The following is a 24925-nucleotide window of genomic DNA, read 5'->3' as shown; positions in this document are numbered from 1 at the left end:
CGACCAACTTCAATAACAGCTCTTCGGACCATTCCATGCTGCAACAGGAAACGACAATCGTGAACAAGCTCGGTCTGCACGCGCGCGCGTCGGCCAAGCTGACGCAACTGGCCGCCAACTTCCAGGCGGAGATCTGGATGAGCCGCAATGGCCGCCGCATCAACGCGAAGAGCATCATGGGCGTGATGATGCTGGCCGCGGGCATCGGCAGCACGGTGCTGATCGAAACCGAAGGCACCGACGAAAAAGAAGCGATGGACGCACTGCTGAAACTGATTGCGGATAAATTCGGCGAGGGACAATAAGCGTAGCGCGACGGTCTCTTTCGTGCGATAAAACGCCGCGCTGACCACGCGGCGTTTTTTATTTGGCATGTGCTGTCGCGTCTTTTCAATGGTGCGCAGCAAAGGCACTATCAAAGGCAAGTTCGGCGCGCGAAGTCAATCGTTTGCCATTGCGTGCACGGCCGTTATGCTGCACCGCACAGCACGTAGGGCGCGCGCGGAATTTATAATCGGTTGCGGGGTCTGAGAGCATTGCAGCGGTTTGCCGCGGCATCACACAACTAGAGGAGGTGCGCGTGTCGTTCACGCTGCATGGAATTCCCGTGTCACGCGGTATCGCCATCGGGCGGGCTTATCTGATCGCCCCGGCCGCACTCGACGTCGACCACTATCTGATCGAACCCGCCGAAATCGAAGGCGAGATCGAGCGTTTCCGTACTGCCCAACTGTCCGTGAGCCGGGAGCTCGACGAACTGCGCGCCGATCTGTCGGCTGATGCACCGAGCGAGATGGGCGCCTTCATCGACGTTCACTCGATGATTCTCAACGACGCGATGCTTGCGCAGGAAACCATCGATCTGGTGCGCGCGCGCCGCTACAACATCGAATGGGCGCTGACCGAGCAGCTCGAGCGTCTGTCGCGCCACTTCGACGAAGTCGAAGACGAGTACCTGCGCGAACGCAAGGCCGATATCGAACAGGTGGTCGAACGCGTGCTGAAGGCACTCGCGGGTGCTTCGGTGAATCTCGCGCACGGTGTGCATGGCGCCTGCGACGAGATGATCGTCGTTGCGCACGATATCGCGCCGGCCGACATGATGCAGTTCAAGACGCAAACGTTCCAGGGCTTCGTCACCGATCTGGGCGGGCGCACTTCGCATACCGCGATCGTCGCGCGCAGTCTGGGCATTCCGGCGGCAGTCGGTGTGCAGCAGGCGAGCGCGTTGATTCGGCAGGACGACCTGATCATCGTCGACGGCGACCACGGCGTGGTGATCGTCGATCCTGCGCCGATCGTGCTCGAGGAGTACACGTACCGGCAAAGCGAGAAGGCGCTCGAGCAGCGCAAGCTGCAACGCCTGAAGTTTTCGCCGAGCAAGACGCTGTGCGGCACGCGCATCGAATTGTGCGCGAACATCGAATTGCCCGACGACGCGCGCGCGGCCGTCGATGCCGGCGCGATGGGCATTGGTCTCTTTCGTACCGAATTCCTGTTCATGAATCAGAAGGGCGAGCATTTGCCCGAAGAGGAAGAGCAGTTCGACGCGTATCGCCGCGCGGTCGAGCTGATGAACGGCATGCCGGTGACGATCCGCACGATCGACGTCGGCGCGGACAAGCCGCTCGATTCGAAAGGCAGCACCGGCGACGGCTACGAGACCGCGCCGAACCCCGCGCTCGGGCTGCGGGCGATTCGCTGGAGCCTGTCCGAGCCGCAGATGTTCCTCACGCAGCTGCGTGCGATCCTGCGCGCGTCGGCGTTCGGCTCGGTGAAGATCCTGATCCCGATGCTCGCGCATGCGCAGGAGATCGACCAGACGCTCGATCTGATCCGCGAAGCGAAGCGGCAGCTCGACGACGCAGGGCTCGCGTACGATCCGAACGTACCGGTCGGGGCGATGATCGAGATTCCGGCGGCGGCGATTGCGTTGCCGCTGTTTCTGAAACGGCTCGATTTTCTGTCGATCGGCACCAACGATCTGATCCAGTACACGCTCGCGATCGACCGGGCGGATAACGCGGTCGCGCATCTGTACGACCCGCTGCATCCGGCGGTGCTGCATCTGATCGCGTTTACGCTGCGCGAGGCGAAGCGGGCTGGCGTGCCGGTTTCGGTGTGCGGGGAAATGGCGGGCGATCCGACCTTGACTCGGCTGTTCCTCGGCATGGGGCTCACCGAGTTTTCGATGCACCCGAGCCAGGTGCTGCTGGTGAAGCAGGAGATTCTGCGCTCCAACGTGAAGGCGCTGGAGAAGCCGGTGGCCGATGTGCTGGCGGCCTACGAGCCGGGCGAGCTGGATGCGGCGTTGAGGCGTCTTACGCAGGTTTGAGCGGGTTTGAGCGACCGGTGGCGTGCGGTGTGGCAGGACGCCACTGCGCGCGCCACGCCTGGGCGGCGCAATCGATCGACGCGTTCCGCGCGTCTACTCGTGCTCGCCGCCGCTGCCGCACACCGCGCAATCCGACTGCCGCGCGATACGCATCGTGGTCCATTCCATCCGCATCGAATCGAGCATCATCAGGCGGCCGACCAGCGGCGTGCCGATCCCCGCAATCACGCGTAGTGCCTCGGCGGCCTGCATCGTCCCGATGATGCCCACGGTCGGCGCGAACACGCCCATCGTCGAGCACGCGACTTCTTCGAACGGCTGATCTTCGGGAAACACACACGCGTAGCACGGCGACGCTTCGTCGCGGCGATCGAACGTACTGATCTGGCCATCGAAACGTAGCGCGGCGCCGGAAACCAGCGGTACGTGGTGCTTCACACAGGCACGGTTGATCGCATGGCGGGTGGCGAAGTTGTCGGTGCAGTCGAGCACGACCGTGGCGCCCGGCACGTGGCTGTCGAGCCACGCATCGTCGACCCGCTCGGCAACCGCGTGCACCTGCACCTCGGGGTTCAACTGGGCGATTGCCGCGCGCCCCGACTCCACTTTCGAGTGCCCAACCGACGCGGTGTTGTGCAGGATTTGCCGCTGCAGATTCGTCAGATCGACCGTATCCGCATCGACCAGCGTGAGCCGTCCGACACCGGCAGCGGCCAGATACATCGCCGCGGGAGAGCCCAACCCGCCCGCTCCGACGATCAGCGCATGCGCATCCAGAAAGCGCTGCTGCGCCTCGATGCCGAGTTCGTCGACGAGGATATGGCGGGAATAGCGGAGCAGTTGATCGTCGTTCATGGCGGGGCGCGAAGCGTGGTGATGTCGCCGCGCGGCGGGCCTGCAACGGGAGCGGCGGGCGGTGGCGGTGGTTTTATTCTAGCCGCGCTTGACGAAGAGGATTCGGGGTAAGCACATCGACGCACACGCATCGAAACCAAGGCTTCGCAGCGGCATGCGCCACTGCGAAGCCTCGTTGCGTGACAGCCTTACTTGCTGCTGGACGTGGACGACGCCGAAGCCGGCGCCGGCGCAGCCGCGCCCGGCGTGCCGGAAGCGCCCGGCGTCACCGGCAGCGCCGGCTTCACCGCAACCGGCGCCGAAGCCGACTGGGCCGGCTTGTTCTGCGCAAGGCGACGCTCCATCAGCGACTTCGATTCGGCGACCGGCTTGCCTTCCAGCTTGTTCAAGCCCTGCTGGAGCATGAAGTCGTCGTTCGAGCCGAACTCGACCGGCTTGCGATCGCGATCTTTCTGGCGCTGTTCCGGCGTCTTCTTGTCGTTCTGCTCTTCAAGCAGACGCAGCTGGTCCATGCGCTCCTGTTCGCGATCTTCCTGTTCCTTCTTCTCGTTCGGATCCTGGGTGTTCGCCAGGTGATTCGAGTAGTCGACTTCACGCGTGACGAGTGCGTCGTCCGGATCGCCATCTGCGTACTGATCGACCGCGATGTCCGGGCGGATGCCCTTGTTCTGGATCGAACGGCCGCTCGGCGTGTAGTAGTACGCGGTGGTCAGGCGCAGCGCGGTATCGGCGGTCATCGGCCGCACCGTCTGCACCGAACCCTTGCCGAACGTGGTCTTGCCGACGATCAGCGCACGATGCTGATCCTGCAGCGCACCCGCGACGATTTCCGACGCCGACGCCGAGTAGGCGTTGGTCAGCACGATCATTGGCACCGTCTTGAAGATCGGCGGCAGACCCTTCAGCGGGTCGCTGTCGAACGACGACAGGCGGTAGTTATCGTAGGTGTCGCGGTACACCTGCTTCGAATCCGGGATCTGGCCGTTGGTCGACACCACCACCGAATCCGGCGGCAGGAACGCGCCCGCGACGCCGACCGCGCTTTGCAGCAGACCGCCGCCGTTGTTGCGCAGGTCGAGAACCAGGCCCTTCAGGTTCGGTTGCTGGCGCGCGATATCTTGCAGTTTCGCGGCGAGGTCCGGCACCGTGCGTTCCTGGAAGCTGGTGATGCGGATGTATGCATAGCCCGGCGCGAGGATCTTCATCTTCACGCTCTGCACGCGGATCAGCGCGCGCGTGACGGTGAGCGGGAAGGTGCGGTCGTCGGTCTTGCGGAAGATGGTCAGCGTGACCTTGGTGCCCGGGTCGCCGCGCATCTGCTTGACGGCCTTGTCGAGCGTCATGCCGCGCACCGGCTTGTCGTTGATGCGGGTAATCAGGTCGCCCGGACGAATCCCGGCGCGGAACGCCGGGGTATCTTCGATCGGCGAGATCACCTTGATCAGGCCGTCTTCCTGCGAAATTTCGATGCCGAGGCCGGCGAAGCGGCCTTTGGTTTGTTCCTGCAGCTCTTCGTAGTCGGTCTTGTCGAGATACGACGAGTGCGGATCGAGGCTGGACACCATGCCTTTGATCGCAGCCGTGAGCAGCTTTTTGTCGTCGACCGGTTCGACGTACTCATGCTTGATCTGCCCGAAAACTTCGGCAAACAGCCGCAGCTGGTCGAGCGGCAGTGGAGTGGACGCAGCGGTTTGCTGGGCGGACGCGGAAAGTTGCAGTGTTGCAAATACGCCGGTGGCAAGGCCCGCGGCGATCAGGCCGATTGATTTCAGGTTCTTTCGCATAGAGTCTGTTGCGGTCGGAAGCGCGTGGCAGCGTCAAGGGATAAGGACGGACAAGTATAACTTCTAGACGCCGGTACGGCCCGGAAGGACGGATGACCGGGTTTCGACAAGCTCAGGAGGCCGAGGTTCTTAGGATCGTCGGCGCGCCCACAAACAAATGTACGGTAACCGACGCCGCGCAGTCGGAGCGTCTGCGGAAAACCCGTAGACGCTCGCCTGGCTACGCCGCCGGGTGGCCCGACTCAGGCCCGGGTGCGAGCTCGGTCTCAAGCTCAAACCCAGTCCCAATAAGGCCGCGAGGCCTGAACGCGACCGCGCGGCGCACCACGATCAGCCGGCCTTGCCCTGCTTCGCAACGGCTGCCTGCGCCGCCGCGATCGCATCCGGGTCGCCCAGATAGTAGTGTTTGATCGGCTTGAGCGCTTCGTCGAGTTCGTAGACGAGCGGCACGCCGTTCGGAATATTCAGACCGACGATGTCGCTGTCCGACACGCCGTCCAGATATTTGACCAGCGCGCGAATCGAATTGCCGTGCGCGGCGATCAGCACCTTGCGGCCGGATTTGATGGCCGGCGCGATCGACTCGTTCCAGATCGGCATCACGCGGGCCACGGTGTCCTTCAGGCATTCGGTGAGCGGCACCTGTTCGCGCGGCACCTTCGCGTAGCGCGGGTCGTCGAACGATGCGCGCGCGTCGGTCGGCTCGAGCGCGGGCGGCGGCGTGTCGTAGCTGCGGCGCCAGACCAGCACCTGCTCGTCGCCGAACTTCGCGGCGGTCTCCGCCTTGTTCAGGCCCGACAGCGCGCCGTAATGACGCTCGTTGAGCCGCCACGAATGGACCACCGGTAAATACATCGCGTCCATCTGGTCCTGCACGTGCCACAGCGTGCGGATCGCGCGCTTTAACACCGACGTGTAGGCGATATCGAACGTGTAGCCGGACTGCTTCAGCAGGTCTCCCGCTTGCTTCGCTTCGCGTACGCCTTGTTCAGTCAGGTCCACGTCGACCCAGCCGGTGAAGCGGTTTTCCTTGTTCCACGTCGATTCGCCGTGGCGGATGAGAACGAGTTTGTGCATGGTCTTGCCGGTCGGTAGTAAGGAAGCGGTAAAGAGGGCGAAGCCGGCCGGTAGTGCGGCGGTCGCCATCGTGACAGACGGTTATTTTATAATGGCCGGATTGCCCTTTTTATTTCTTCTGATTCTTACCCCGTTTCCTACACGATTTCCTACCCTTTCCGGCGAACCCTCCGTGACGTTTTTCACCGATTACTCGAACCTTGTCCTGATTGCGATCGCCCTCATCTCCGGAGCGTTGCTCCTGTGGCCGACGATCATGCGCCGCGGCCGCGGCGGTCTTTCCTCTGCCGCAGCCACGCAGCTGATCAACCGGCGCAATGCGGTGGTGGTCGACCTGCGGTCCGCGGCGGAGTTTGCCGGCGGGCATCTGCCGTCGGCGCGGCACGTCGAGTTTGCGGAACTGCAAGCCAAGGTCGGCCAGCTCGTCAAAAACAAGAGCAACCCGGTGCTGCTCGTGTGCCAGAACGGTCAGCAATCGAACAAGGCCGCACGTATCGTACGGGACGCCGGTTACGCCGAAGTCCATGTGCTGGAAGGCGGAGTCAACGCCTGGCAGCAGGCCGGCATGCCGGTCGTGAAACAAGGAGCAGCAAAGTGAACAAAGTAGTGATGTACAGCACGCAGGTGTGCCCCTATTGCGTGATGGCCGAGCGCCTGCTGAAGCAGCGCGGCGTCGATCACGTCGAAAAAGTGCTGATCGACAAAGACCCGACGCGCCGTCAGGAAATGATGTCGCGCACCGGGCGCCGTACTGTTCCGCAGGTTTTCATCGGCGAGACGCATGTCGGCGGCTATGATGACCTGTCGGCGCTGGATCGCGCAGGTGGCCTGACGCCGCTGCTCGCAGCGGCTTAAGCGCGAGGGGTTCGCCCACTGTGTCTGTAGCGGCTTGCCGCGCCTCGTCCGGCGTGCCGGACGTGCGAGTGGCGGCGGCCGCCGTGCAGGCAATGTCGACCTGAGCGAAGAAGCGCGGTCGCAGCTCGCCAGGGCTGCGAGATGCCGTGACATCGCTCGTTGCGTCGCTTGCTGCCTGGTTCGCTGCCTGGTTCGCTGCCTGATTCGCTGCGTTCATCATTACGTCTTGCGTCATCTGCTGCGCGTTGAGCCCGGCGCATACCAGCATCCTTATTCATACATCCGGCGGGCTTGAGCCCGCTGCAACGTCACACGAGGGAGTCATCAAACATGTCCGACGAGAATAACCAGCCGTTCTTCAACATCCAGCGCATCTACCTGAAGGACATGTCGCTCGAGCAGCCGAATTCGCCGTCCATCTTCCTCGAGCAGGAAATGCCGTCGGTCGAAGTGGAAGTCGACGTGAAGGCCGAGCGCCTCGCCGACACCGTGTTCGAGATTCTCGTCACCGGTACGGTCACGGCGAAGGTGTCGGAGAAGGTCGCGTTCCTGATCGAAGCCAAGCAAGCCGGCATTTTCGACATCCGCAACATCCCGGCCGACCAGGTCGATCCGCTGGTCGGCATCGCCTGCCCGACGATCCTGTTCCCGTACCTGCGCTCGAACATCGCCGACGCGATCACGCGTGCCGGCTTCCCGCCGATCCACCTCGCCGAGATCAACTTCCAGGCGCTGTACGAGCAGCGTCTTGCGCAGCTCGCGTCGCAAAACGGTGGCGCGCAGAACGGCGCGACCCACTGACGCCGCCGCACGGGTGCCCGCGATGAAAGTGGCGGTTCTCGGCGCCGGCGCATGGGGTACCGCGCTCGCCGGCCATCTGGCGACGCGGCACGACACCGTGCTATGGGCGCGCGACAGCGCGCTCGTTGCCGCACTCGCCAGCACGCACGAAAACGCCCGCTATCTGGCGGGCGTTGCTTTGCCGGCCGCGCTGCGCTATGAGCCGGAACTCGGCGCGGCGCTCGATCACGCGCTCGCCGACGACGCGCTATGCGTCGTCGCGGCGCCGGTGGCGGGCTTGCGCGGTGTATTTCGCGCGATGCACGACGCGGGCCGCGTGCCCGCGCACGTGATCTGGCTGTGCAAGGGCTTCGAAGCGGATACGCAGATGCTGCCGCATCAGGTGGTGGCGCAGGAACTGGCCGGCCATCCGAGCAACGGCGTGCTGTCGGGGCCGAGTTTTGCGCGCGAAGTCGGACAGAAGCTGCCGGTCGCGTTGACGGTGGCGAGCGCTTCGGCGGCGTGCCGCGAGCGCACGGTTGCCGCGTTCCATCACGACGCGATGCGCATCTATACCGGCGACGACGTGGTCGGTGTAGAAGTGGCCGGCGCGGTGAAGAACGTGCTGGCGATTGCCACCGGTATCGGCGATGGGCTGGGTCTCGGGCTCAACGCGCGCGCTGCGCTGATCACGCGCGGGCTCGCTGAAATGACGCGGCTTGGCGTGATGCTTGGCGGTCGCGCGGAGACGTTCACCGGGCTGACTGGCCTCGGCGATCTGATTCTGACGGCGACCGGCGATCTGTCGCGCAACCGTACCGTCGGCATGCAACTGGCCGGCGGCCGCACGCTCGACGATATTCTCGGTGCGCTGGGGCATGTCGCCGAAGGCGTGCGTTGCGCGCAAGCGGTGCTTGCCATCGCGCGTGCGCGTGCGATCGAGATGCCGATTACCGAGGCCGTGTGTGCTGTGTTGTTCGACGGCGTTGCGCCGCGCGACGCGGTTAGCGTGCTGTTGCGCCGCGACGCGAAGGCGGAATAGCCGTCGTCCTGAAATGCCCGGGCGCGCGCGGCTTGCGCGCCTGTTGCAGAACGGTCGCCCTGGCCGTTTGTCCACCTCCTTAACGTTGCTGTCGTTCTTATTGTCTTGATCGGCGCGTCGAACCGGAGGTTTCTTATGCTCACCGTAGGTCATTGCACGCTCGAGGCGCAGCGCGTCGACATCACGACGCTGGCGATCGACGCGATCGTCAATGCGGCGAATGCATCGCTATCAGGCGGAGGCGGAGTGGACGGCGCGATCCATCGCGCGGCCGGTCGCGATCTGCTGCGCGAATGCGAAAAACTCGGTGGCTGCGCAACCGGCGACGCGAAAATCACGCGCGGCTACCAGTTGCCTGCGAAGCACGTGATTCACGCGGTCGGGCCGGTTTGGCACGGTGGCGCGCGCGGCGAGGCGGACTTGCTTGCGTCGTGCTACCGGCGCTCGCTAGAGCTCGCACAGCAGGCGCACGCGAACAGCATCGCGTTTCCCGCGATCAGTTGCGGCGTGTATCGCTATCCGCCGCAGCAAGCTGTGGAAATCGCGGTGGGCACCGTCATCGACACGCTATCTCATGCGCGCGGCATCGAGCGTGTGATATTTGCGTGCTTCGACGATGCGATGTTGATGCGATATGAAGCCGAACTGCAGCGGCGCGGCGGCGCACTGTCTACGAAGCCGGTCTGATACAAGCGACGCTTGCGCCCCGAGCCGCCGCTCGACGATGGCCGCGGCCGGCGGCATGAACACGTCGCCGGATCAACGCGAACCGTGCCGTTACACACCACCTTCGAAGCCCGCCTGACGCCACGCTTCGAACACCACCACCGCCACCGTATTCGACAGATTCAGACTGCGGTTGCCCGGCCGCATCGGCAGACGGACGCGCTGTTCGTCCGGAAAGCGGTTCAGCACCGCATCCGGCAGGCCGCGCGTTTCGGCGCCGAACACGAACCAGTCGCCCGGCGTGAACGCGCGCGAATGAAACGGGCTCGAACCACGGGTCGTGAACGCGAACATGCGCGCTAGCGGCGGCGCTTCCGCCGCGATGAACGCATCCCAACTGGCATGCACGTGCATCTGCGCATACTCGTGATAGTCGAGCCCGGCACGGCGCATTTTGGCGTCGTCGAGCGGAAAGCCAAGCGGCTCGATCAGGTGCAGCCGCGCGCCGGTATTGGCGCACAGGCGGATCACGTTGCCGGTGTTCGGCGGAATTTCAGGCTCGACGAGTACGACGTTGAACATGGTTTGAAGAGAGTCGTGTAGCTAGTTTTTCGGCGTACGCAGGGCGACGAAGTTGGTCACGCGCCGCGCGCCCGCCGCCTTCAGCGTGTGCGCCAGCGCTTCGAGCGTCGCGCCGGTGGTCATTACATCGTCGACCACCGCGACATGCAGCCCGCGCACCGGCCGTTCGATCGCAAACGCGCCGCCGACGTTGTGCCGGCGCGCCGCGAGATCGAGCCGCGACTGCGGCGCCGTTTCGACCACGCGACGGATCAGCGTCGCATCGGCCGGTACTTGCAGCGCAGCGGCGAACGGGCGCGCGATTTCCCACGCCTGGTTGTAGCCGCGTTCGACCAGCCGCTTGCGCGCGAGCGGCACCGGCGCGACGACGTCCGGCGGATCCACGCCGCCCAATGCATCCTGGGCAAGCGCCGCGAGCCGCCTGCCGAATTCACGGCCCAATGCGAGGCGCACGCGAAACTTTAGGCCGAGCGCGAGCGAATCGAGCGGCGCGCGGTAGTCGGCCAACGCGAAAGTCGCATCGAACGGCGGCGGTTCGGCGCGGCACGCGTCGCAGCGGTAGTGCGCACGACGGGCGCGCCGCGTCGTGCTTAGCGGCACCGCACAAACCGGGCAGCGCAGGCGTGTTTCATTCCAGTAGGCGCTGTCGCATCCGTCGCAGAGCACCTTGTGCGACATATTGCCGCACAACGCGCACAGGTTGGGCATCGCGAACTGCACGAGCCGCGGCCAGAGCCGCTGCAGGCCGTGCGACAGTCGCACAAACCGCTTTGCATGCGCAATCGGTCGCTTACCTCGCTGCAGCGACGAACAACACCACGAATAAAACGATGAAACAGGCTCGATCGACATGACTGGCTGCCCGCGAAGGCCGCCGGCGCTGAACGGATGGAAGCGAGCGAGTATACTTCGCACTCTTCGTCAGCACGACTCCCATGTCCCCGTCTGCAAGCCAAACTAGCCGTCCGGCCTATGATTCGCGGCGTTTGCGGCGGATGTTCGATCGCCGCGCCGTCACTTTCGGCGAGGTCGCATTCCTGCCGCGCGAAATCGCGCAGCGTATGCGTGAGCGGCTCGACTACATCAAGGTCACGCCGACCCACGTGCTCGACGCCGGCTGCGGCGCCGGCGACGACCTGCCGGTGCTGCGCCAGCGCTTTCCGGAAGCCCCGGTGTTCGGCACCGACCTGTCCTGGCAGATGCTCACCCGCGCAGTGCAGCACGACGTCGGCGACACGAGTTGGCGGCGCTTTCTGCCGGCCGCGCTGGGCAAGGCGCTCGGCGCACGCGGCCCGCGCTTTGCCCAAGCCGATTTCTCTGCACTACCGTTTGCCGCGGGCGCGTTCGATCTGATCTGGTCGAATCTCGCGATGCACTGGCATTCGCGTCCCGATCTGGTGTTCCCCGAATGGCAGCGCGTACTGAAGGTAAACGGCCTGCTGATGTTCAGCACGCTCGGCCCCGACACGCTGAAGGAATTGCGCGGCGCCTATGCGCAAGTCGAGGCGGCGCACGGTGAGCCGTCGCGTGCGCACGTGATCGACTTCGTCGACATGCACGATCTCGGCGACATGCTGGTGGAAAGCGGCTTCGAGATTCCGGTGATGGACCAGGAAACGCTGACGATCACTTATAAGTCACCGCAGTCGCTGCTTGCGGACGTGCGTCGCTGGGGCGCTTACCCGTTCGAGCGCACACCGTCCGAATTGCCGGCGCGGCGACTGCACAAGGCGCTGCTGGCTGCGCTCGAAGCACGCCGCAGCGCGGACGGCACGATCCCGCTGACTTTCGAGGTGATTTACGGCCACGCGTGGAAAGCCGTGCCGCGTACCGACGCGCAAGGCCATAGCATCGTGCGCATCGAGGACATCGGGCGCGGCCCGCCGAAGAATCGTTGAGGGCTATGCGGTAAAGCAGTAAAGGCAGTAAAGAGGCCGTCCGTTATGTCTGAAATCAGCTGCGAAAAACCCCGCTGCAAGGTGCGGCAAAACGGCGCAGAGGCTTGTCGCACATGGCTTACGGGCCGATAGACACTTGCTTGTGGATGCCATAGAACGCGCCTATAATGCGTCAGTTTGTCGCCCGGGGGTTCCCACAATCAGGGCGGCGGGCGCGATGCGCGATGGTGCACGAAAGGCGCAACGTGGCAGCGGCAACGTGTCGGGCAATTCGCGGCAAGTCGTTGGCAGCAGGGCATTCGCGGGAGGCAGCGATGGCATCAACCGATCTGCTGGCGGATTCGGAACCGGTCATGAAAGACTGGTTGATGAAGCGCAACTGCTCGGTGTCGCCGCGGCAGTTCGTGTTGTTTTATCTGTCGCTCGCGCTGTTCTCGCTGTTTATTGCATTCTTGCTGGTGTTGAGCGGCGCATGGCTGGTGCTGCCGTTCACCGGCATCGAGCTGTTGGCGGTCGGCGTTGCGTTTGCGATTTACGCGCGGCATGCGGTCGATTACGAACGGGTGCGGCTCTATCCGAACCGGCTGGTGATCGAACAGGTCAGCGCGGAACAGGTCACGCAGTTCGAATTCAATCCGCGCTGGGTGCGGGTCGAACCGGCAGTCACACCGCGCGACCGGATCAAGCTGGTGTCGCGTGGCGAGACGATCGTGATCGGGCAACATCTCGCGCAGTATCGGCGCGCGGAGTTCGCGAACGAGCTGCGCCGGTGGCTCAGGCAGTGTTAGCGGGTATCGGGCGAGGCATCACAGGCGGGTGTCAGGCAGGGTGTCGCGCGTTGCGCAAGCAGGTATCGGACGAACAGTGAACCGCGCCATCCATGGGGACGCGGTGCAGCCTTCCAGCGGGGTCGAGGGTTTGAATGGAAATTTTGGGTAAGGAAGCTATGAAAACAATCAAGCGAGCCCTCATGGGGGTGCTGGCGTGTAGCGGGCTGCTGTTCGCCGGCGCTGCCCTTGCAGTGGGCGACAGTCCGGGCGGCCCCCGCGTCAACGAGATCAATCTCCAGCCGCCAGTGACGAAGATCGCTGAGGAGCTCTACCACCTCCACACGTTCATGCTGATCCTCTGTACGGTGATCTTCGTGGCCGTGTTCGGTGTGATGTTCTATTCGATGTTTGCGCACCGCAAGTCGAAGGGACACAAGGCCGCTCACTTCCACGAAAGCACCACCGTCGAAATCATCTGGACGATCGTCCCGTTCATCATCGTCGTGCTGATGGCGCTGCCCGCCACCAAGACGGTGGTCGCGATGAAAGACACGTCCAACGCCGACCTGACCGTGAAGGTCACCGGTTATCAGTGGAAGTGGGGCTACGACTACGTGAAGGGCCCGGGTGAGGGCATCAGCTTCCTGTCCACGCTGACCACGCCGCGCGCCGAAACCGATGGTCGCCAGCCGATCACCGATACCTACCTGCAGGAAGTCGACAATCCGCTGGTCGTTCCGGTCAACAAGAAAGTCCGCATCATCACCACCGCCAACGACGTCGTGCACTCATGGTACGTGCCCGCGTTCGGCGTGAAGCAGGATGCGATTCCGGGCTTCGTGCGCGATACATGGTTCAAGGCCGAGAAGACCGGTACGTACCGCGGCTTCTGTACCGAGTTGTGCGGCAAGGAACACGCGTTCATGCCGGTGGTCGTGCAGGTGCTGTCCGACGACGACTACGCAAAGTGGGTCGACGACCAGAAGAAGAAAATGGCCGCCGGCGCCGACGATCCGAACAAAACCTACACGCTGGCGGAGTTGACCGAGCGCGGCGGGAAGGTCTACGCAGCGAACTGCGCGGTGTGCCACCAGCCGAACGGCAAGGGCGCAGGCCAGTTCCCGGCGCTCGACGGCAGCAAGATCGCGAACGGCCCGATCGCGCAGCACGTCAGCATCGTGCTGAAAGGCAAGAACGCGATGCCTTCGTGGGCACCGACGTTGAACGACGTCGAAATCGCTTCGGTGATCACGTTCGAACGCAATTCGTGGGGCAACCATACTGGCGACGTGCTGCAACCGAAGCAGATCGCAGATGCGCGCAATGGCAAGCTGCCGGAAGGCGGCGACCATCTGGCGGGCGCGGCGGCAGCAGGCGGCGCGAGCGATGCAGCGGCCGCAGGCGGCGCAGCAGCGGGTGCGAGCGATGCAGCAGCTTCAGGTGGCGCGGCAGCTGGTGCGTCGGACGCAGCGGCAGCCTCGGCGGCACCTGCGGCTTCCGGTGCGCAATGAGCACGCGGCCAATCAACAAGCGGATCACGGGCGGCGCGCTTATGCAGCGAGCCCGTGCTGGAATTCAGCCCTGCGGTCGGCCGTGCGACGGTCAGTCCGAGCAGTATTTGTTTTAGGAGATTGTCATGTCTAGCATCGGACACGATGTAGCCGGAGGGCACGATGACGTGCACGGCGATCACGAGCACGGGGTGCCGCACGGCTGGCGCCGCTGGCTCTTCGCCACCAACCACAAGGACATCGGCACGCTGTATCTGCTGTTCTCGTTCATCATGTTCCTGTCCGGGGGCGTGATGGCGCTGGGCATCCGCGCCGAGCTGTTCGAGCCGGGCCTGCAGATCATGCGTCCCGAGTTCTTCAACCAGTTGACCACCATGCACGGCCTGATCATGGTGTTCGGCGCGATCATGCCGGCCTTCGTCGGCTTCGCGAACTGGATGATCCCGCTGCAGATCGGCGCGTCGGACATGGCCTTCGCGCGGATGAACAACTTCAGCTTCTGGCTGCTGCCGGCCGCCGCGGTGCTGCTGGTCGGTTCGTTCTTCGCGCCGGGTGGCGCGACGGCCGCCGGCTGGACGCTGTATGCGCCGCTGTCCACGCAGATGGGTCCGGGCATGGACTTCGCGATTTTCGCGGTGCACATCATGGGCGCGTCGTCGATCATGGGCGGCATCAACATCGTCGTGACGATCCTGAACCTGCGCGCACCCGGCATGACGCTGATGAAGATGCCGATGTTCGTGTGGACGTGGCTGATCACCGCTTACCTGCTGATCGCCGTGATGCCGGTGCTGGCAGGCGCGATCACGATGATCCTGTTCGATCGCCACTTCGGCACGTCGTTCTTCAACGCGGCAGGCGGCGGCGACCCGGTGATGTACCAGCATATCTTCTGGTTCTTCGGCCACCCCGAGGTGTACATCATGATCTTGCCGGCGTTCGGCATCGTGTCGCAGGTGATTCCGGCCTTCGCACGCAAGCCGCTGTTCGGCTATAGCTCGATGGTGTACGCGACGGCGTCGATCGCGATCCTGTCGTTCATGGTCTGGGCGCACCACATGTTCGCCACCGGCATGCCGGTCACGGGCCAGCTGTTCTTCATGTACGCGACGATGCTGATCGCGGTGCCGACCGGCGTGAAGGTGTTCAACTGGGTCGCGACGATGTGGCGCGGTTCGCTGACCTTCGAAACGCCGATGCTGTTCGCGGTGGGCTTCCTGTTCGTGTTCACGTTCGGCGGTCTGACGGGCCTGATGCTCGCGATGGCGCCGCTCGACATCCAGTATCACGGCACTTACTTTGTGGTCGCGCACTTCCACTACGTGCTGGTGGCGGGTTCGCTATTCGGGCTGTTCTCGGGGTGGTACTACTGGGCGCCGAAGTGGACCGGCTGGATGTACAACGAGACGCGCGGCAAGATTCACTTCTGGGCGTCGCTGATTTTCTTCAACCTCGCGTTCCTGCCGATGCACTTTGTCGGTCTGGCCGGTATGCCGCGTCGTTATGCGGACTACCCGGCGCAGTTCACCGACTGGAACCAGGTCATCACGATCGGCGCATTCGGCTTCGGTCTGGCGCAGGTGTACTTCCTGTTCGCGGTTGCACTGCCGGCCTACCGTGGCGGCGGCGACCTCGAAAAGGCGGCCGACAAGCCGTGGGATGGCGCAACGGGCCTCGAGTGGACTGTGCCGAGCCCGGCACCTTTCCACACCTTCGAGCACCCGCCGACCGTCGAGTAATAGTCGAACAAGCGAATAGAAGGGCGATCCGCAGGCATCGCATCACGCCGGTGGATCGCACACTCGAGCAGGCAGCAATGGAAGCACCCAGAAATATCAGCATGACCCGGAATCCACCCAAAAGGCGCACGCCCGAAGAAATCCGTGCGGGTAGCAAGCGGCTCGGTTTGATCCTGTTTGGCATCGCCGCCGCCTTTTTTGTGGCTGCCGTCATCAAGCAGGTCTGGTTCGCGTCGTAGCGGGCCGATGGTTCGTCAAGGAAGTTCGATGCCGCCGCATTCGCCCGACGAGGGCAACCGCGCTTTTAACCGCTCGATGCTGTTCAAGCTCGTCGTGGTGGCGTTTTTGATGTTCGGTTTCGGTTTTGCGCTGGTGCCGATGTACCGTGCGATTTGCGCGATCACCGGCATCAACAACCTCGTGCAGCGTGATGCGACCGCGCGCGAGGCGAAGAACACGCAGGTCGACACGACGCGCACGATTTCGATCGAACTCGACGCGAACGCGCGCGGCCCGCTCAGTTTCAAGCCGGAGCGCAACAGCATCGATGTGCATCCGGGCGAAGTGATGACGGTGATGTACCAGGTGAGCAATGGGCAGCCGCGCGCAATACAGGCGCAGGCAATTCCAAGCTACGCGCCGAAGCAGGCCACCGAGTACTTCAAGAAGATCGAATGTTTTTGCTTTACGCAGCAGACGCTCGCTGCGAACGAAACGAAGTTGCTGCCGGTCGTGTTTGTCGTCGACCCGAAGCTGCCGAAGGACGTGAAGACGATCACGCTGTCGTATACGTTTTTTGAGTTGAACACGCCCGCTGCGCCGGCGAAGAACAACACGGCGGGGCAAGGCGCGAAGCCCGCCTGAGCATTGAGCAGATAGACAGGCAGGCGGGCAAAGGCGGGCGCGACGGAGGCGGCGGAATATGAACGATAACGGCCAGGGCGGCCACGGCGGCCAAAGCAGCAGCAAAGGCAGTTTCGGCCAGTCGATGAGGGCCGTGATGTGGTCGTTTTTCGGGGTGCGCAAGCGGCGCGACCTCGAAGCGGACGCAACACAGCTCAATCCGCTGCACGTGATCGCCGCGGCGCTGATCTGCGCGGCGGTGTTCATCGGCTTGCTGATCCTTGTCGTGCATGCGGTGGTGGGTTGAAAAGCAAGGCGATCAGGTGCATTGAAGCGTGAATGAAGCGTGAAGCGGTGCAGTGTCGCGCGCCGTCGAAGATACAGCCGGGGCAGCCCGGAACAACAGGACTGAAGTGGAGAATCAAGAATGAGCGGTCAAACCGAGAGCCCGTACTATTTCGTACCGCATCCATCGCGCCACCCGATCGCTGCGGCCACCGCGCTGCTGGTCATGCTGGCCTCGCTGGCGTCATGGATCAACGGTGAGCCGTGGGCGCCGTACACCGTGCTAGCCGGCCTTCTGTTCCTGCTGTTCACGCTGTGGCACTGGTTCGGCGACGCGATCTCCGAATCGGAAGGCGGCATGTACGGCAAGCGGGTCGACGTGTCGTACCGCTGGAGCATGAGCTGGTTCATCTTCTCCGAAGTGATGTTCTTCGGCGCGTTCTTCGGTGCGCTGTTCTACGCACGCGAAATCGCGATGCATCAGCTGGGCAGCCTCGATTACAAGCTGATCTGGCCGGACTTCTCCGCCGTGTGGCCGAACAACGGTCCGGCTGCGCTCGTGTCGCATTTCCGTTCGATGACGCCGTGGCCGGTGCCGACCATCAATACCGCGCTGCTGCTGTCGTCGGGCGCGACGTTGACGGTGTCGCACCACGCACTGCGCGAAAATCATCGCAAAAAGGCGATCGGCTGGCTGGCCGCGACGCTGGTGCTGGGTATGACGTTCCTGTTCTTCCAGGCCTTCGAGTACTACCACGCGTACAACGAACTGAACCTGACGCTCGCATCGGGCGTGTATGGCTCGACGTTCTTCCTGCTGACCGGCTTCCACGGCTTCCACGTGTTCCTCGGCGGCACGATGCTGGCGGTCGTGCTGGTGCGGATGATCCGCGGTCACTTCACGGCGGAGCATCACTTCGCGTTCGAAGGCGCTGCATGGTATTGGCACTTTGTCGACGTCGTGTGGCTCGGGCTGTACGTCGTCGTGTACTGGCTGTAATGCAGGTGAAGCTGCGCGAACCGGCGCTTGAAATTGAGTGCCGGTGTCACGCGCAGCGCGTGCAGTGTGCGCCGCAGTCGCAGCCGCAGTAGTCGATGCGGCCACCTGTCGCAAGCGGAGTGCAACGCAAGTGCCGTATCCTGAAGCTCTACCACGCGCCGCCCTCGACTGTTTCAGGGCGGCGTTTTGTTTAGAGCGTGGGGAAAGGTAAGAAAGAAGCTCGAGAGCCTGCTTACCGGCCGTACGGAATGCCGGTCGACTGAATCCAGCCCATCCAGTGTGCGAACAGGATGAACAGGAACAGCGAGATCGACAGTCCGACCCGCATGGCTAGCGACCACACCATCCGCTTCGTGCGGCCGCGGTCGTGCATCATGAAGTACAGGGCCGAGATCATGCTGGCGATGATCAAGGCGAAAGCGATGGGAACGAGTATGTGCATGAAACCGGCTGAAGCTCAGGAAAGCGAAAGTAAGGGGCTTATTATCGCACCGCACGCAGTGACCCATTCGGTAGGGACGCAAGCGGAGCGGGCGCGATGAAAATCCGTTTGCTGCCCGCGTTGCTGATCCTGATCGTCATTGCAGTGACGGTGCGGCTCGGGTTCTGGCAACGCGATCGCGCGCATCAGAAGGAAGCGCTGCAGGCCCACATCACGCAGTTCGAAAACGCGCCGGCGCAGCAGGTTGGCAACACACCGATCGCGCTGCGGGACATCGAGTTTCACCGTGTGCGCGCGGTCGGACGCTTCATTCCCGAGCAAGTGGTGTACCTCGATAATCGGCCGTATAACGATCAGGCGGGGTTTTACGTCGTCATGCCTTTTAAACTGCGCGACGGCGGCTATGTGCTGGTGAACCGCGGCTGGTTGCCGCGCAACGCCAGCGACCGTACCGCGATCGAACCGTACGACACGCCTAAAGGCGACGTGGAAATCGAGGGCATTGCGCGCGCCGATGCGAGCAAGGCCTACGAGCTAGGCGAAGGCGGTTCCGCGGCGCATCAGAAGATTCGGCAGAATCTCGACGTCGAGGCCTATGCGGCCGAAACCGGTCTCGCGCTGCAACCGTTCGTGATCCAGCAGATCAGCGACGACGGCGATAAGCTGGTGCGCGACTGGCCCGCGCCGACCACCGGCGTCGAGCGCAATTACGGCTATATGTTCCAGTGGTGGGCGATGGCGGCGGCTGCGTTGGCGTTCGGTTTGTATGCGGCGCGCCGCGGCGCGAAAAAGCCGCACAAAGCCAGCGCGTGAAGCCGCAGCCGACTGGTTTGAAAGCCCCTTGTTGCGACGACGTGTCGCAGCGGCATCGCAGCCGAACGCTCGCGGCGCCGTGCAATCATTGAGAGAGGTTACGTAGTGCCGATGCAAAAGTCTCAAGGTCGACCGTCCGCGGATCAGACAGCGGCGCAGAAAACAGCCGGCCAGCCGCCGGGCAATGGCTCGTGGCAGCGCGGCCGCTGGATCTTGCTGCTGGTCGCGCTGGTGTGCGCAGCGCCGGTGATCGGATCGTATTTCACGTATTACGTGATCAAGCCGACCGGCGGCACGACGAGCTACGGCAAGCTGATCGAGCCGCAGCGGCCGATCCCCGCATCGCTGGTCGTGACGGGCGAAGACGGCAAGCCGCTCAAGCTGGATTCGCTGCGCGGCCGCTGGCTGATGATCACGGTGGATGGCAGTGCGTGCGACAAGGCCTGTGTGACCAAGCTGTACTTCATGCGGCAGATCCGCGTGACGCAGGCGGGCGAGCGCGAGCGGATCGTCAACGTGTGGCTGCGCACCGATGCAGGCAAGGTGCCGGACGCGGTCGAGACCGCCTATCCGGACACCGAGAAATTTATCGCCACGCCGGCCGAACTGGCGGCATGGCTGCCGACGGACACCGGCACGCAGATCAGCGACCACATCTACATGGTCGACCCGAACGGCAACCTGATGATGCGCTTCCCGAAGGACGCGAACCCAAGCAAGATCAAAGGCGACGTGTCGAAGCTGCTGCGCAATTCAGGTATCGGCTGACGGCTGTCGCGCTGGCAAAAAGGTAGAGAAAGATGTTCGTATTGCAACTCGGCCTGATCGGACTGTGCATTGCGCTGTTGCCGCTGTCGTACGTGTGGGTCAAGGCCGACGACAACAAATTCCGCAAGCTGGTCTGGCTCACGACCTTCCTGACGCTCGATCTCGTGATGTTCGGCGGCTTCACGCGGCTGACCGATTCGGGTCTCGGTTGTCCCGATTGGCCGGGCTGCTACGGCACGTCGTCGCCGTTCATCGCACATGCGGCGATCAATGCCGCGTATCAGGCGATGCCGACCGGCCCGGTCAGCATGAGCAAGGCGTGGATCGAGATGATCCACCGCTACTTCGCGATGGCGATCGGCGTGCTGATCATCGCGCAGGTGCTGATTGCGTGGACCGCGCGGATTCGCCGCCGGCCGCTGCACGTGTCGCCATGGTGGCCGACCTCGCTGCTGCTGCTGATCGTCGTGCAGGGCATTTTCGGCGCGTGGACGGTGACGATGAAGCTACAGCCGGTGATCGTCACGACGCATCTGCTGCTCGGCCTTGCGTTGCTCGGCACGCTCGGCTGGCTGGCGGCGCGGCAGACGCCGCTGCCCGTTTATGAGCCGCAGGCAGCGCGCTGGCGTACCGCGGCGCTCGCCGGGCTCGCGCTGCTGGTCGTGCAGATCGCGCTCGGCGGCTGGGTCAGCACCAACTACGCGGTGCTCGCCTGCACCGATTTTCCGACCTGCAACGGCCAGTGGCTGCCGCCGATGGATTTCGAACACGGCTTTCATCTGTGGCGCGCGCTCGGTATGACCGGCGACGGCGCGATGATCACGCAGGACGCGCTGGTCGCGATCCACTGGACACACCGTACTTTTGCGATCGTGGTGGTCGCCTATCTGGCGTGGCTCGCGTTGAAGCTGCGCCGCTTCGAGTCGCTGCGGCGGCCCGCGAACGGCGTGCTGCTGGTGATCGTGATCCAGTTCATCACCGGGCTTTCGAACATCGTGCTGCAGTGGCCGCTGCCGATTGCCGTCGCGCATAACGGTGGTGCAGCGGTCCTGTTGCTGCTACTCGTTATGCTAAACTTTCGCGTCACTTCGAGCCGTCCCGGCCGCGCAATGTTGCCCGCGCGCGATGCCGCACCAGCGTGACCCACATGGACAGCACAACACTTCCCCATTCGTCCGGTAGCCGGATCTCCCAATACATCGCGCTCACCAAGCCGCGCGTGACGCAGCTCGCCGTATTCTGCGCGGTGATCGGCATGTTCCTCGCCACGCCCGGCATGGTGCCGTGGACGGTGCTGATCGGCGGCACCGTCGGCATCTGGCTGCTGGCCGGCGCGGCGTTCGCGATCAACTGTCTGGTTGAACAGAAGGTCGATGCGCTGATGCGTCGCACCGCATGGCGGCCTTCGGCGCGCGGCGAGATCACCACCGCGCAGATCCTGCTGTTCTCGGCGGTGCTGGGCGGTCTCGGCATGTGGACCCTCTACACGTTCACCAACGCGCTGACGATGTGGCTTACGCTTGCCACCTTCGTCGGTTACGCGGTGGTCTACACGCTGCTGCTGAAGCCTTATACGCCGCAGAACATCGTGATCGGCGGCGCGTCCGGCGCGATGCCGCCGGCGCTCGGCTGGGCCGCCGTCACCGGTCACGTGCCGGGCGACGCGTGGATTCTCGTGCTGATCATCTTCGTGTGGACGCCGCCGCATTTCTGGTCGCTCGCGCTGTATCGCCGCAAGGATTACGAAGCCGCCGGCCTGCCGATGCTGCCCAACACGCATGGCGAGAAGTACACGCGGCTGCATATCTTCCTGTACACGGTGATCCTGTTCGCCGTCACGCTGATGCCCTTCATCTCCGGCATGAGCGGTGCGGTGTATCTGGGCTCCGCGGTGCTGCTCGGCGCGGTGTTCCTCGGCTACGCGTGGCACATCTACCGGGAATATTCCGACGCGCTGGCGCGTAAGACCTTCAGGTACTCGATCGTGTATCTGTCGCTGCTGTTCGCGGCGCTGCTGATCGATCACTACGCACGCGCGCTGATCGGCGCCTGAGGCTGTCAAGCCGGCGCCGCTCCGCTTTCCCTTTGCCGTGGGTTCATCTTTGACGTTCCAGGCCATGTTCATCAAGCAGATTGCCCATCATGCGGGGCGCACGGCCCGTGTTGCGCTGATCGCATGCGCGCTCGGCGGTGCGGCGCTCGTGGCCGGTTGCGGCCAGGATGCCCCGGCGTTCCAGAACGTCGATATCACCGGCAACAAGCAGTTCGGCGCCGATTTCTCGCTGCCGGATACCAGCGGCAAGGTCCGCACGCTGGCGGACTACAAAGGCAAGGTGGTGGTGCTGTTCTTCGGCTACACGCATTGCCCCGACGTCTGCCCGACGACGATGGCCGAGCTGTCGCAAGCGATGCAGCAACTCGGCCCTGCCGATGCCAAACGCGTGCAGGTGCTGTTCGTCACGCTCGATCCGTCGCGCGATACCGCTTCGCTGCTCGGCGAGTATGTGCCGGCGTTCAATCCCGGCTTCGTCGGCTTGCGGCCCGCGGATCAGGCGCAGCTGGACAAGATCACCAAAGACTTCCGCGTGTACTACGCGAAGGTGCCGGGCAAGGCCAACGGCGACTACACGATGGATCACACCGCTGCCAGCTACGTGTTCGATCCGGACGGCCATCTGAGGCTGTTCGCGCGTGACGGCCAGGGCGCCGCCCCGTGGGTCCACGACATCAAGCTACTGCTCGGCTAACGCCCGCCCGGGCGCTAGCCGCCACTGTTTTCTCCCCGTTCAAGTCAACTTCCTTTCGTGCCGTTATCCAGTGGCAATCGTTTGCGTTCAGTCGGGCGCAAACGCGATTGCGCAAGAAACCACACGAAAGAGACCAAAACAATGAGCGGGATGAGTCTGAATCGCAAGCTGTGGCTGTCGCTCGCGCTTGTCTGGCTGGGGTTGCTGGGCATCGCGCTGCTGAGCGCGGTCGAAACACGCTCGACCATGCTGGCCGAGCGCAAGGCCGGTCTGGCGAACCTCGTCGACTCGGCGCAGAACGTCGTCGACGGTTATTACAAGCAGGTGCAAGCCGGCAAGCTCAGCGAAGCCGATGCGCAGCGCGACGCGCTCGCGCGGCTCGCGACGATGCGCTACGGCGACGCCGGTTATCTGTTCATCATCGATTCGAAGCCGGTGGTGCTGATGCATCCGACCTTGCCGCAAATGGTTGGCAAGCCGGTCGGCGACTTCAAGGATCCGGACGGCAAGCTGCTGTATATCTCGGTGCTCGATAGCGCCAAGGCGACCGGCCGCGGTTTCACCGAGTATCGCGGACGGCTGCCGGGCACCGAAACCGCGCTGCCGAAGGTGAGCTATGTGGCGCGCTTTGCGCCATGGGACTGGTACATCACGAGCGGCGTGTTCGTGCGCGATATCGACACCGCGTACTACCAGACTATCGTCGAACATCTGGTCGCGGTGCTGGTGATCGGTGCGGTCATCACGTTCGCGATGATGTTTTTGATGCGCAGCATCCGCAACAGCCTCGGCGGCGAACCGCAGGATGCGGCGCAGCTCGCCGCGCGCATCGCGTCCGGCGACCTGACGCAGGCAGTCAGCCTGCGCGACAACGATTCGCACAGCATGATGGCCGCGATGCAGGCAATGCAGAGCCGCTTGCAGCGCGCGATCGGCGAGATTCGCCACTCGGCCGAAGCGATTGCGTCGGCGACGCAGCAGATCGCCGCGGGCAACGACGATCTGTCGCAGCGTACCGAGCAGCAGGCCGCGTCGCTGCAGGAAACCGCGGCGAGCATGGAGCAGCTGACCGCGACGGTGAAGCAGAACGCCGATAACGCGCGGCAGGCGAGCGGCCTTGCGAACAACGCATCCGATATCGCGACCAAGGGCAACGAAGTGGTGAGCCGCGTGATCGGTACGATGGGCGAGATCAACGACAGCTCGCGGCAGATTGCCGACATCATCGGGGTGATCGAAGGGATCGCGTTCCAGACCAATATCCTCGCGCTGAATGCGGCTGTCGAGGCGGCGCGCGCCGGCGAGCAGGGCCGCGGCTTCGCGGTGGTGGCCGGCGAGGTGCGCAGCCTCGCGCAGCGCAGTGCGACGGCGGCCAAGGAGATCAAGCAGCTGATCGGCGCGTCGGTCGAACGGGTCAACAATGGCTCGACGCTGGTCGAGCAGGCCGGTGCGACGATGGGCGAAATCCTGCAGGCGGTGCGGCGCGTAACCGACATCATGGGCGAGATCGCGGCGGCTTCGGAAGAGCAGAGCAGCGGCATCTCGCAGGTCGGACACGCGGTGACGCAGATGGACGAGGTGACGCAGCAAAACGCCGCGCTGGTCGAAGAGGCGACGGCGGCTGCGGCGTCGCTGCAGAATCAGGCTGCACTGCTGCGCGAGTCCGTCAACGCGTTTCGCGTGAGCGAAGGGCATACGCCGGCGCGTGCAGTGGCGCCTGCGCTCGCGGCGCCACGTGCAGCGTCGCCGCGAGCGCAGGCGGCGCAGCGCAAGCCGGCGGTTGTGACGCAGCCGGTCGCGCAGCGGGCGATTGCGCAGCAAGTAACGGCGAAGAGCGCGGCCGGCGGCGCTGCGACGCAGGCGCAAGCGGGTGCGCGCGCCGCGCAAAAGCAGGCCGCCGCAGGCGCTGTCGATGCGAGCGCGAGCAAGTCCTCTGCACCGCTGCCGGTAGCAGCAGCCAAGCCTGCCGACGACGGCGACTGGACGACCTTCTGAGCAAGCCGCCACGCCGCTTTCGAGCGGCGTTCGCGAGCGGTAACTTGTGACGGCGCGCCTTAGAGCGCGCCGTTTTTTCTGGTGGCGTCTCCGCGCGTGCCAAGCCGGTTGGCGGCGGTGCGATCGCCGTGGCTGTCG

Annotated in this window: 26 protein-coding genes and 1 pseudogene; 21 read left to right on the top strand and 6 right to left on the bottom strand. The window is 64.0% G+C overall.

The features are described from left to right. Window positions 1-35: 35 nt before the first annotated feature. Both ACYVNQ_RS24625 and ptsP read left to right on the top strand, forming a co-directional pair. Window positions 36-305, top strand: a complete 270-nt coding sequence (locus ACYVNQ_RS24625) for an HPr family phosphocarrier protein (protein WP_460905518.1) — start codon at window positions 36-38, stop codon at window positions 303-305. A 275-nt stretch (window positions 306-580) separates the two neighbouring features. Further along, entirely contained in the window at window positions 581-2335 is a 1755-nt protein-coding gene (gene ptsP / locus ACYVNQ_RS24620) for a phosphoenolpyruvate--protein phosphotransferase (protein WP_460905515.1), read from the top strand. Window positions 2336-2428: 93 nt separating this feature from the next. Here ptsP and ACYVNQ_RS24615 read toward each other — a convergent pair whose 3' ends face one another. The 3 genes from ACYVNQ_RS24615 to gpmA all read right to left on the bottom strand — a co-directional run bounded on the left by ACYVNQ_RS24615 (window position 2429) and on the right by gpmA (window position 6051). Then, window positions 2429-3190 carry a HesA/MoeB/ThiF family protein gene (locus ACYVNQ_RS24615; RefSeq protein ID WP_460905512.1) on the bottom strand — a complete coding sequence of 254 codons (762 nt, stop codon included), beginning with the start codon at window positions 3188-3190 and terminating at the stop codon, window positions 2429-2431. Window positions 3191-3378: 188 nt separating this feature from the next. Continuing rightward, window positions 3379-4974, bottom strand: a complete 1596-nt coding sequence (locus ACYVNQ_RS24610) for a S41 family peptidase (protein WP_460905509.1) — start codon at window positions 4972-4974, stop codon at window positions 3379-3381. A 330-nt stretch (window positions 4975-5304) separates the two neighbouring features. Continuing rightward, the gene (gene gpmA / locus ACYVNQ_RS24605; RefSeq protein WP_460905506.1) at window positions 5305-6051 is read right to left on the bottom strand and encodes a 2,3-diphosphoglycerate-dependent phosphoglycerate mutase; all 747 of its coding nucleotides are present in this window, start codon (window positions 6049-6051) and stop codon (window positions 5305-5307) included. Window positions 6052-6223: 172 nt separating this feature from the next. Here gpmA and ACYVNQ_RS24600 point away from each other — a divergent pair, with 172 nt between their 5' ends. The 5 genes from ACYVNQ_RS24600 to ACYVNQ_RS24580 all read left to right on the top strand — a co-directional run bounded on the left by ACYVNQ_RS24600 (window position 6224) and on the right by ACYVNQ_RS24580 (window position 9415). After that, a complete protein-coding gene (locus tag ACYVNQ_RS24600; RefSeq protein WP_460906085.1) occupies window positions 6224-6649 on the top strand; it encodes a rhodanese-like domain-containing protein in 426 nt (141 codons plus the stop codon). After that, window positions 6646-6906, top strand: a complete 261-nt coding sequence (gene grxC, locus ACYVNQ_RS24595; RefSeq protein WP_460905504.1) for a glutaredoxin 3 — start codon at window positions 6646-6648, stop codon at window positions 6904-6906. The genes ACYVNQ_RS24600 and grxC overlap by 4 nt, the downstream gene beginning before the upstream one ends. A gap of 330 nt (window positions 6907-7236) precedes the next feature. Then, the gene (gene secB / locus ACYVNQ_RS24590) at window positions 7237-7707 is read left to right on the top strand and encodes a protein-export chaperone SecB (RefSeq protein WP_460905501.1); all 471 of its coding nucleotides are present in this window, start codon (window positions 7237-7239) and stop codon (window positions 7705-7707) included. A 22-nt stretch (window positions 7708-7729) separates the two neighbouring features. Beyond that, window positions 7730-8728: an NAD(P)H-dependent glycerol-3-phosphate dehydrogenase gene (locus ACYVNQ_RS24585; RefSeq protein WP_460905498.1), complete on the top strand. Its 999-nt coding sequence runs from the start codon at window positions 7730-7732 to the stop codon at window positions 8726-8728. A 135-nt stretch (window positions 8729-8863) separates the two neighbouring features. Then, complete coding sequence (locus tag ACYVNQ_RS24580; protein WP_460905495.1) at window positions 8864-9415, top strand: O-acetyl-ADP-ribose deacetylase; 552 nt, start codon at window positions 8864-8866, stop codon at window positions 9413-9415. 90 nt (window positions 9416-9505) lie between these two features. On the opposite strand, the gene trmL is transcribed toward ACYVNQ_RS24580, so the two are convergent. Together trmL and ACYVNQ_RS24570 are read right to left on the bottom strand one after the other, a co-directional pair. Continuing rightward, window positions 9506-9976: a tRNA (uridine(34)/cytosine(34)/5-carboxymethylaminomethyluridine(34)-2'-O)-methyltransferase TrmL gene (gene trmL, locus ACYVNQ_RS24575; protein ID WP_460905492.1), complete on the bottom strand. Its 471-nt coding sequence runs from the start codon at window positions 9974-9976 to the stop codon at window positions 9506-9508. A 21-nt stretch (window positions 9977-9997) separates the two neighbouring features. After that, window positions 9998-10684, bottom strand: a complete 687-nt coding sequence (locus ACYVNQ_RS24570) for a phosphoribosyltransferase family protein (RefSeq protein ID WP_460906083.1) — start codon at window positions 10682-10684, stop codon at window positions 9998-10000. A gap of 227 nt (window positions 10685-10911) precedes the next feature. Between ACYVNQ_RS24570 and ACYVNQ_RS24565 the strand changes: the two genes are divergently transcribed. The 8 genes and pseudogenes from ACYVNQ_RS24565 to ACYVNQ_RS24530 all read left to right on the top strand — a co-directional run bounded on the left by ACYVNQ_RS24565 (window position 10912) and on the right by ACYVNQ_RS24530 (window position 18022). After that, window positions 10912-11874, top strand: coding sequence for a methyltransferase domain-containing protein (locus ACYVNQ_RS24565; protein WP_460905490.1), 963 nt, complete (start codon window positions 10912-10914; stop codon window positions 11872-11874). Window positions 11875-12188: 314 nt separating this feature from the next. Next, a complete protein-coding gene (locus ACYVNQ_RS24560; protein ID WP_460905487.1) occupies window positions 12189-12662 on the top strand; it encodes a DUF2244 domain-containing protein in 474 nt (157 codons plus the stop codon). Between the two features lie 134 nt (window positions 12663-12796). Further along, a pseudogene (gene coxB, locus ACYVNQ_RS24555) lies at window positions 12797-14131 on the top strand (cytochrome c oxidase subunit II); the annotation flags it as partial. A gap of 149 nt (window positions 14132-14280) precedes the next feature. Next, window positions 14281-15894: a cytochrome c oxidase subunit I gene (ctaD, locus tag ACYVNQ_RS24550; protein WP_460905484.1), complete on the top strand. Its 1614-nt coding sequence runs from the start codon at window positions 14281-14283 to the stop codon at window positions 15892-15894. Window positions 15895-15995: 101 nt separating this feature from the next. Continuing rightward, window positions 15996-16133 carry a cytochrome oxidase small assembly protein gene (locus ACYVNQ_RS24545; protein ID WP_460906081.1) on the top strand — a complete coding sequence of 46 codons (138 nt, stop codon included), beginning with the start codon at window positions 15996-15998 and terminating at the stop codon, window positions 16131-16133. Window positions 16134-16161: 28 nt separating this feature from the next. After that, window positions 16162-16758, top strand: coding sequence for a cytochrome c oxidase assembly protein (locus ACYVNQ_RS24540; RefSeq protein ID WP_460905481.1), 597 nt, complete (start codon window positions 16162-16164; stop codon window positions 16756-16758). Between the two features lie 124 nt (window positions 16759-16882). Next, the gene (locus ACYVNQ_RS24535; protein ID WP_460906079.1) at window positions 16883-17044 is read left to right on the top strand and encodes a DUF2970 domain-containing protein; all 162 of its coding nucleotides are present in this window, start codon (window positions 16883-16885) and stop codon (window positions 17042-17044) included. Between the two features lie 120 nt (window positions 17045-17164). After that, window positions 17165-18022, top strand: coding sequence for a cytochrome c oxidase subunit 3 (locus ACYVNQ_RS24530; protein WP_460905478.1), 858 nt, complete (start codon window positions 17165-17167; stop codon window positions 18020-18022). A 232-nt stretch (window positions 18023-18254) separates the two neighbouring features. Here ACYVNQ_RS24530 and ACYVNQ_RS24525 read toward each other — a convergent pair whose 3' ends face one another. Continuing rightward, window positions 18255-18464, bottom strand: a complete 210-nt coding sequence (locus tag ACYVNQ_RS24525; protein ID WP_460905476.1) for a twin transmembrane helix small protein — start codon at window positions 18462-18464, stop codon at window positions 18255-18257. 96 nt (window positions 18465-18560) lie between these two features. Between ACYVNQ_RS24525 and ACYVNQ_RS24520 the strand changes: the two genes are divergently transcribed. The 6 genes from ACYVNQ_RS24520 (at window position 18561) to ACYVNQ_RS24495 (ending at window position 24787) form a co-directional block, all read left to right on the top strand. Continuing rightward, window positions 18561-19277: an SURF1 family protein gene (locus tag ACYVNQ_RS24520; RefSeq protein WP_460905473.1), complete on the top strand. Its 717-nt coding sequence runs from the start codon at window positions 18561-18563 to the stop codon at window positions 19275-19277. A 111-nt stretch (window positions 19278-19388) separates the two neighbouring features. Beyond that, the gene (locus ACYVNQ_RS24515) at window positions 19389-20045 is read left to right on the top strand and encodes an SCO family protein (RefSeq protein ID WP_460905470.1); all 657 of its coding nucleotides are present in this window, start codon (window positions 19389-19391) and stop codon (window positions 20043-20045) included. Between the two features lie 32 nt (window positions 20046-20077). Continuing rightward, on the top strand, window positions 20078-21187 hold the full coding sequence (locus tag ACYVNQ_RS24510) for a COX15/CtaA family protein (protein WP_460905467.1): 1110 nt from the start codon (window positions 20078-20080) through the stop codon (window positions 21185-21187). 5 nt (window positions 21188-21192) lie between these two features. After that, window positions 21193-22098, top strand: a complete 906-nt coding sequence (gene cyoE, locus ACYVNQ_RS24505; protein ID WP_460905464.1) for a heme o synthase — start codon at window positions 21193-21195, stop codon at window positions 22096-22098. A gap of 64 nt (window positions 22099-22162) precedes the next feature. Then, window positions 22163-22792, top strand: coding sequence for an SCO family protein (locus ACYVNQ_RS24500; RefSeq protein WP_460905461.1), 630 nt, complete (start codon window positions 22163-22165; stop codon window positions 22790-22792). A gap of 141 nt (window positions 22793-22933) precedes the next feature. Then, entirely contained in the window at window positions 22934-24787 is a 1854-nt protein-coding gene (locus ACYVNQ_RS24495) for a methyl-accepting chemotaxis protein (protein ID WP_460905459.1), read from the top strand. Window positions 24788-24925: the final 138 nt, after the last annotated feature.

The sequence above is a fragment of the Paraburkholderia jirisanensis genome (assembly GCF_054782355.1).
Note: the sequence above shows the minus strand (reverse complement) of the source record. Positions and strands in the feature narration are given on the sequence as shown.

Bases quoted from the DNA above. Each gene is read 5' to 3' on its own strand.
- ACYVNQ_RS24515 (WP_460905470.1), top strand. From the start codon at position 19,389: ATGCAAAAGTCTCAAGGTCGACCGTCCGCGGATCAGACAGCGGCGCAG.
- ACYVNQ_RS24500 (WP_460905461.1), top strand. From the start codon at position 22,163: ATGTTCATCAAGCAGATTGCCCATCATGCGGGGCGCACGGCCCGTGTT.
- ACYVNQ_RS24495 (WP_460905459.1), top strand. From the start codon at position 22,934: ATGAGCGGGATGAGTCTGAATCGCAAGCTGTGGCTGTCGCTCGCGCTT.
- ctaD (WP_460905484.1), top strand. From the start codon at position 14,281: ATGTCTAGCATCGGACACGATGTAGCCGGAGGGCACGATGACGTGCAC.
- ACYVNQ_RS24615 (WP_460905512.1), bottom strand. From the start codon at position 3,190: ATGAACGACGATCAACTGCTCCGCTATTCCCGCCATATCCTCGTCGAC.
- ACYVNQ_RS24530 (WP_460905478.1), top strand. From the start codon at position 17,165: ATGAGCGGTCAAACCGAGAGCCCGTACTATTTCGTACCGCATCCATCG.
- ACYVNQ_RS24570 (WP_460906083.1), bottom strand. From the start codon at position 10,684: ATGCCCAACCTGTGCGCGTTGTGCGGCAATATGTCGCACAAGGTGCTC.
- ACYVNQ_RS24560 (WP_460905487.1), top strand. From the start codon at position 12,189: ATGGCATCAACCGATCTGCTGGCGGATTCGGAACCGGTCATGAAAGAC.
- ACYVNQ_RS24540 (WP_460905481.1), top strand. From the start codon at position 16,162: ATGCCGCCGCATTCGCCCGACGAGGGCAACCGCGCTTTTAACCGCTCG.
- ACYVNQ_RS24520 (WP_460905473.1), top strand. From the start codon at position 18,561: ATGAAAATCCGTTTGCTGCCCGCGTTGCTGATCCTGATCGTCATTGCA.
- ACYVNQ_RS24625 (WP_460905518.1), top strand. From the start codon at position 36: ATGCTGCAACAGGAAACGACAATCGTGAACAAGCTCGGTCTGCACGCG.
- gpmA (WP_460905506.1), bottom strand. From the start codon at position 6,051: ATGCACAAACTCGTTCTCATCCGCCACGGCGAATCGACGTGGAACAAG.
- ACYVNQ_RS24510 (WP_460905467.1), top strand. From the start codon at position 20,078: ATGTTCGTATTGCAACTCGGCCTGATCGGACTGTGCATTGCGCTGTTG.
- trmL (WP_460905492.1), bottom strand. From the start codon at position 9,976: ATGTTCAACGTCGTACTCGTCGAGCCTGAAATTCCGCCGAACACCGGC.
- ACYVNQ_RS24545 (WP_460906081.1), top strand. From the start codon at position 15,996: ATGACCCGGAATCCACCCAAAAGGCGCACGCCCGAAGAAATCCGTGCG.
- cyoE (WP_460905464.1), top strand. From the start codon at position 21,193: ATGGACAGCACAACACTTCCCCATTCGTCCGGTAGCCGGATCTCCCAA.
- ACYVNQ_RS24525 (WP_460905476.1), bottom strand. From the start codon at position 18,464: ATGCACATACTCGTTCCCATCGCTTTCGCCTTGATCATCGCCAGCATG.
- ACYVNQ_RS24580 (WP_460905495.1), top strand. From the start codon at position 8,864: ATGCTCACCGTAGGTCATTGCACGCTCGAGGCGCAGCGCGTCGACATC.
- secB (WP_460905501.1), top strand. From the start codon at position 7,237: ATGTCCGACGAGAATAACCAGCCGTTCTTCAACATCCAGCGCATCTAC.
- ACYVNQ_RS24585 (WP_460905498.1), top strand. From the start codon at position 7,730: ATGAAAGTGGCGGTTCTCGGCGCCGGCGCATGGGGTACCGCGCTCGCC.
- ACYVNQ_RS24565 (WP_460905490.1), top strand. From the start codon at position 10,912: ATGTCCCCGTCTGCAAGCCAAACTAGCCGTCCGGCCTATGATTCGCGG.
- ACYVNQ_RS24610 (WP_460905509.1), bottom strand. From the start codon at position 4,974: ATGCGAAAGAACCTGAAATCAATCGGCCTGATCGCCGCGGGCCTTGCC.
- ACYVNQ_RS24535 (WP_460906079.1), top strand. From the start codon at position 16,883: ATGAGGGCCGTGATGTGGTCGTTTTTCGGGGTGCGCAAGCGGCGCGAC.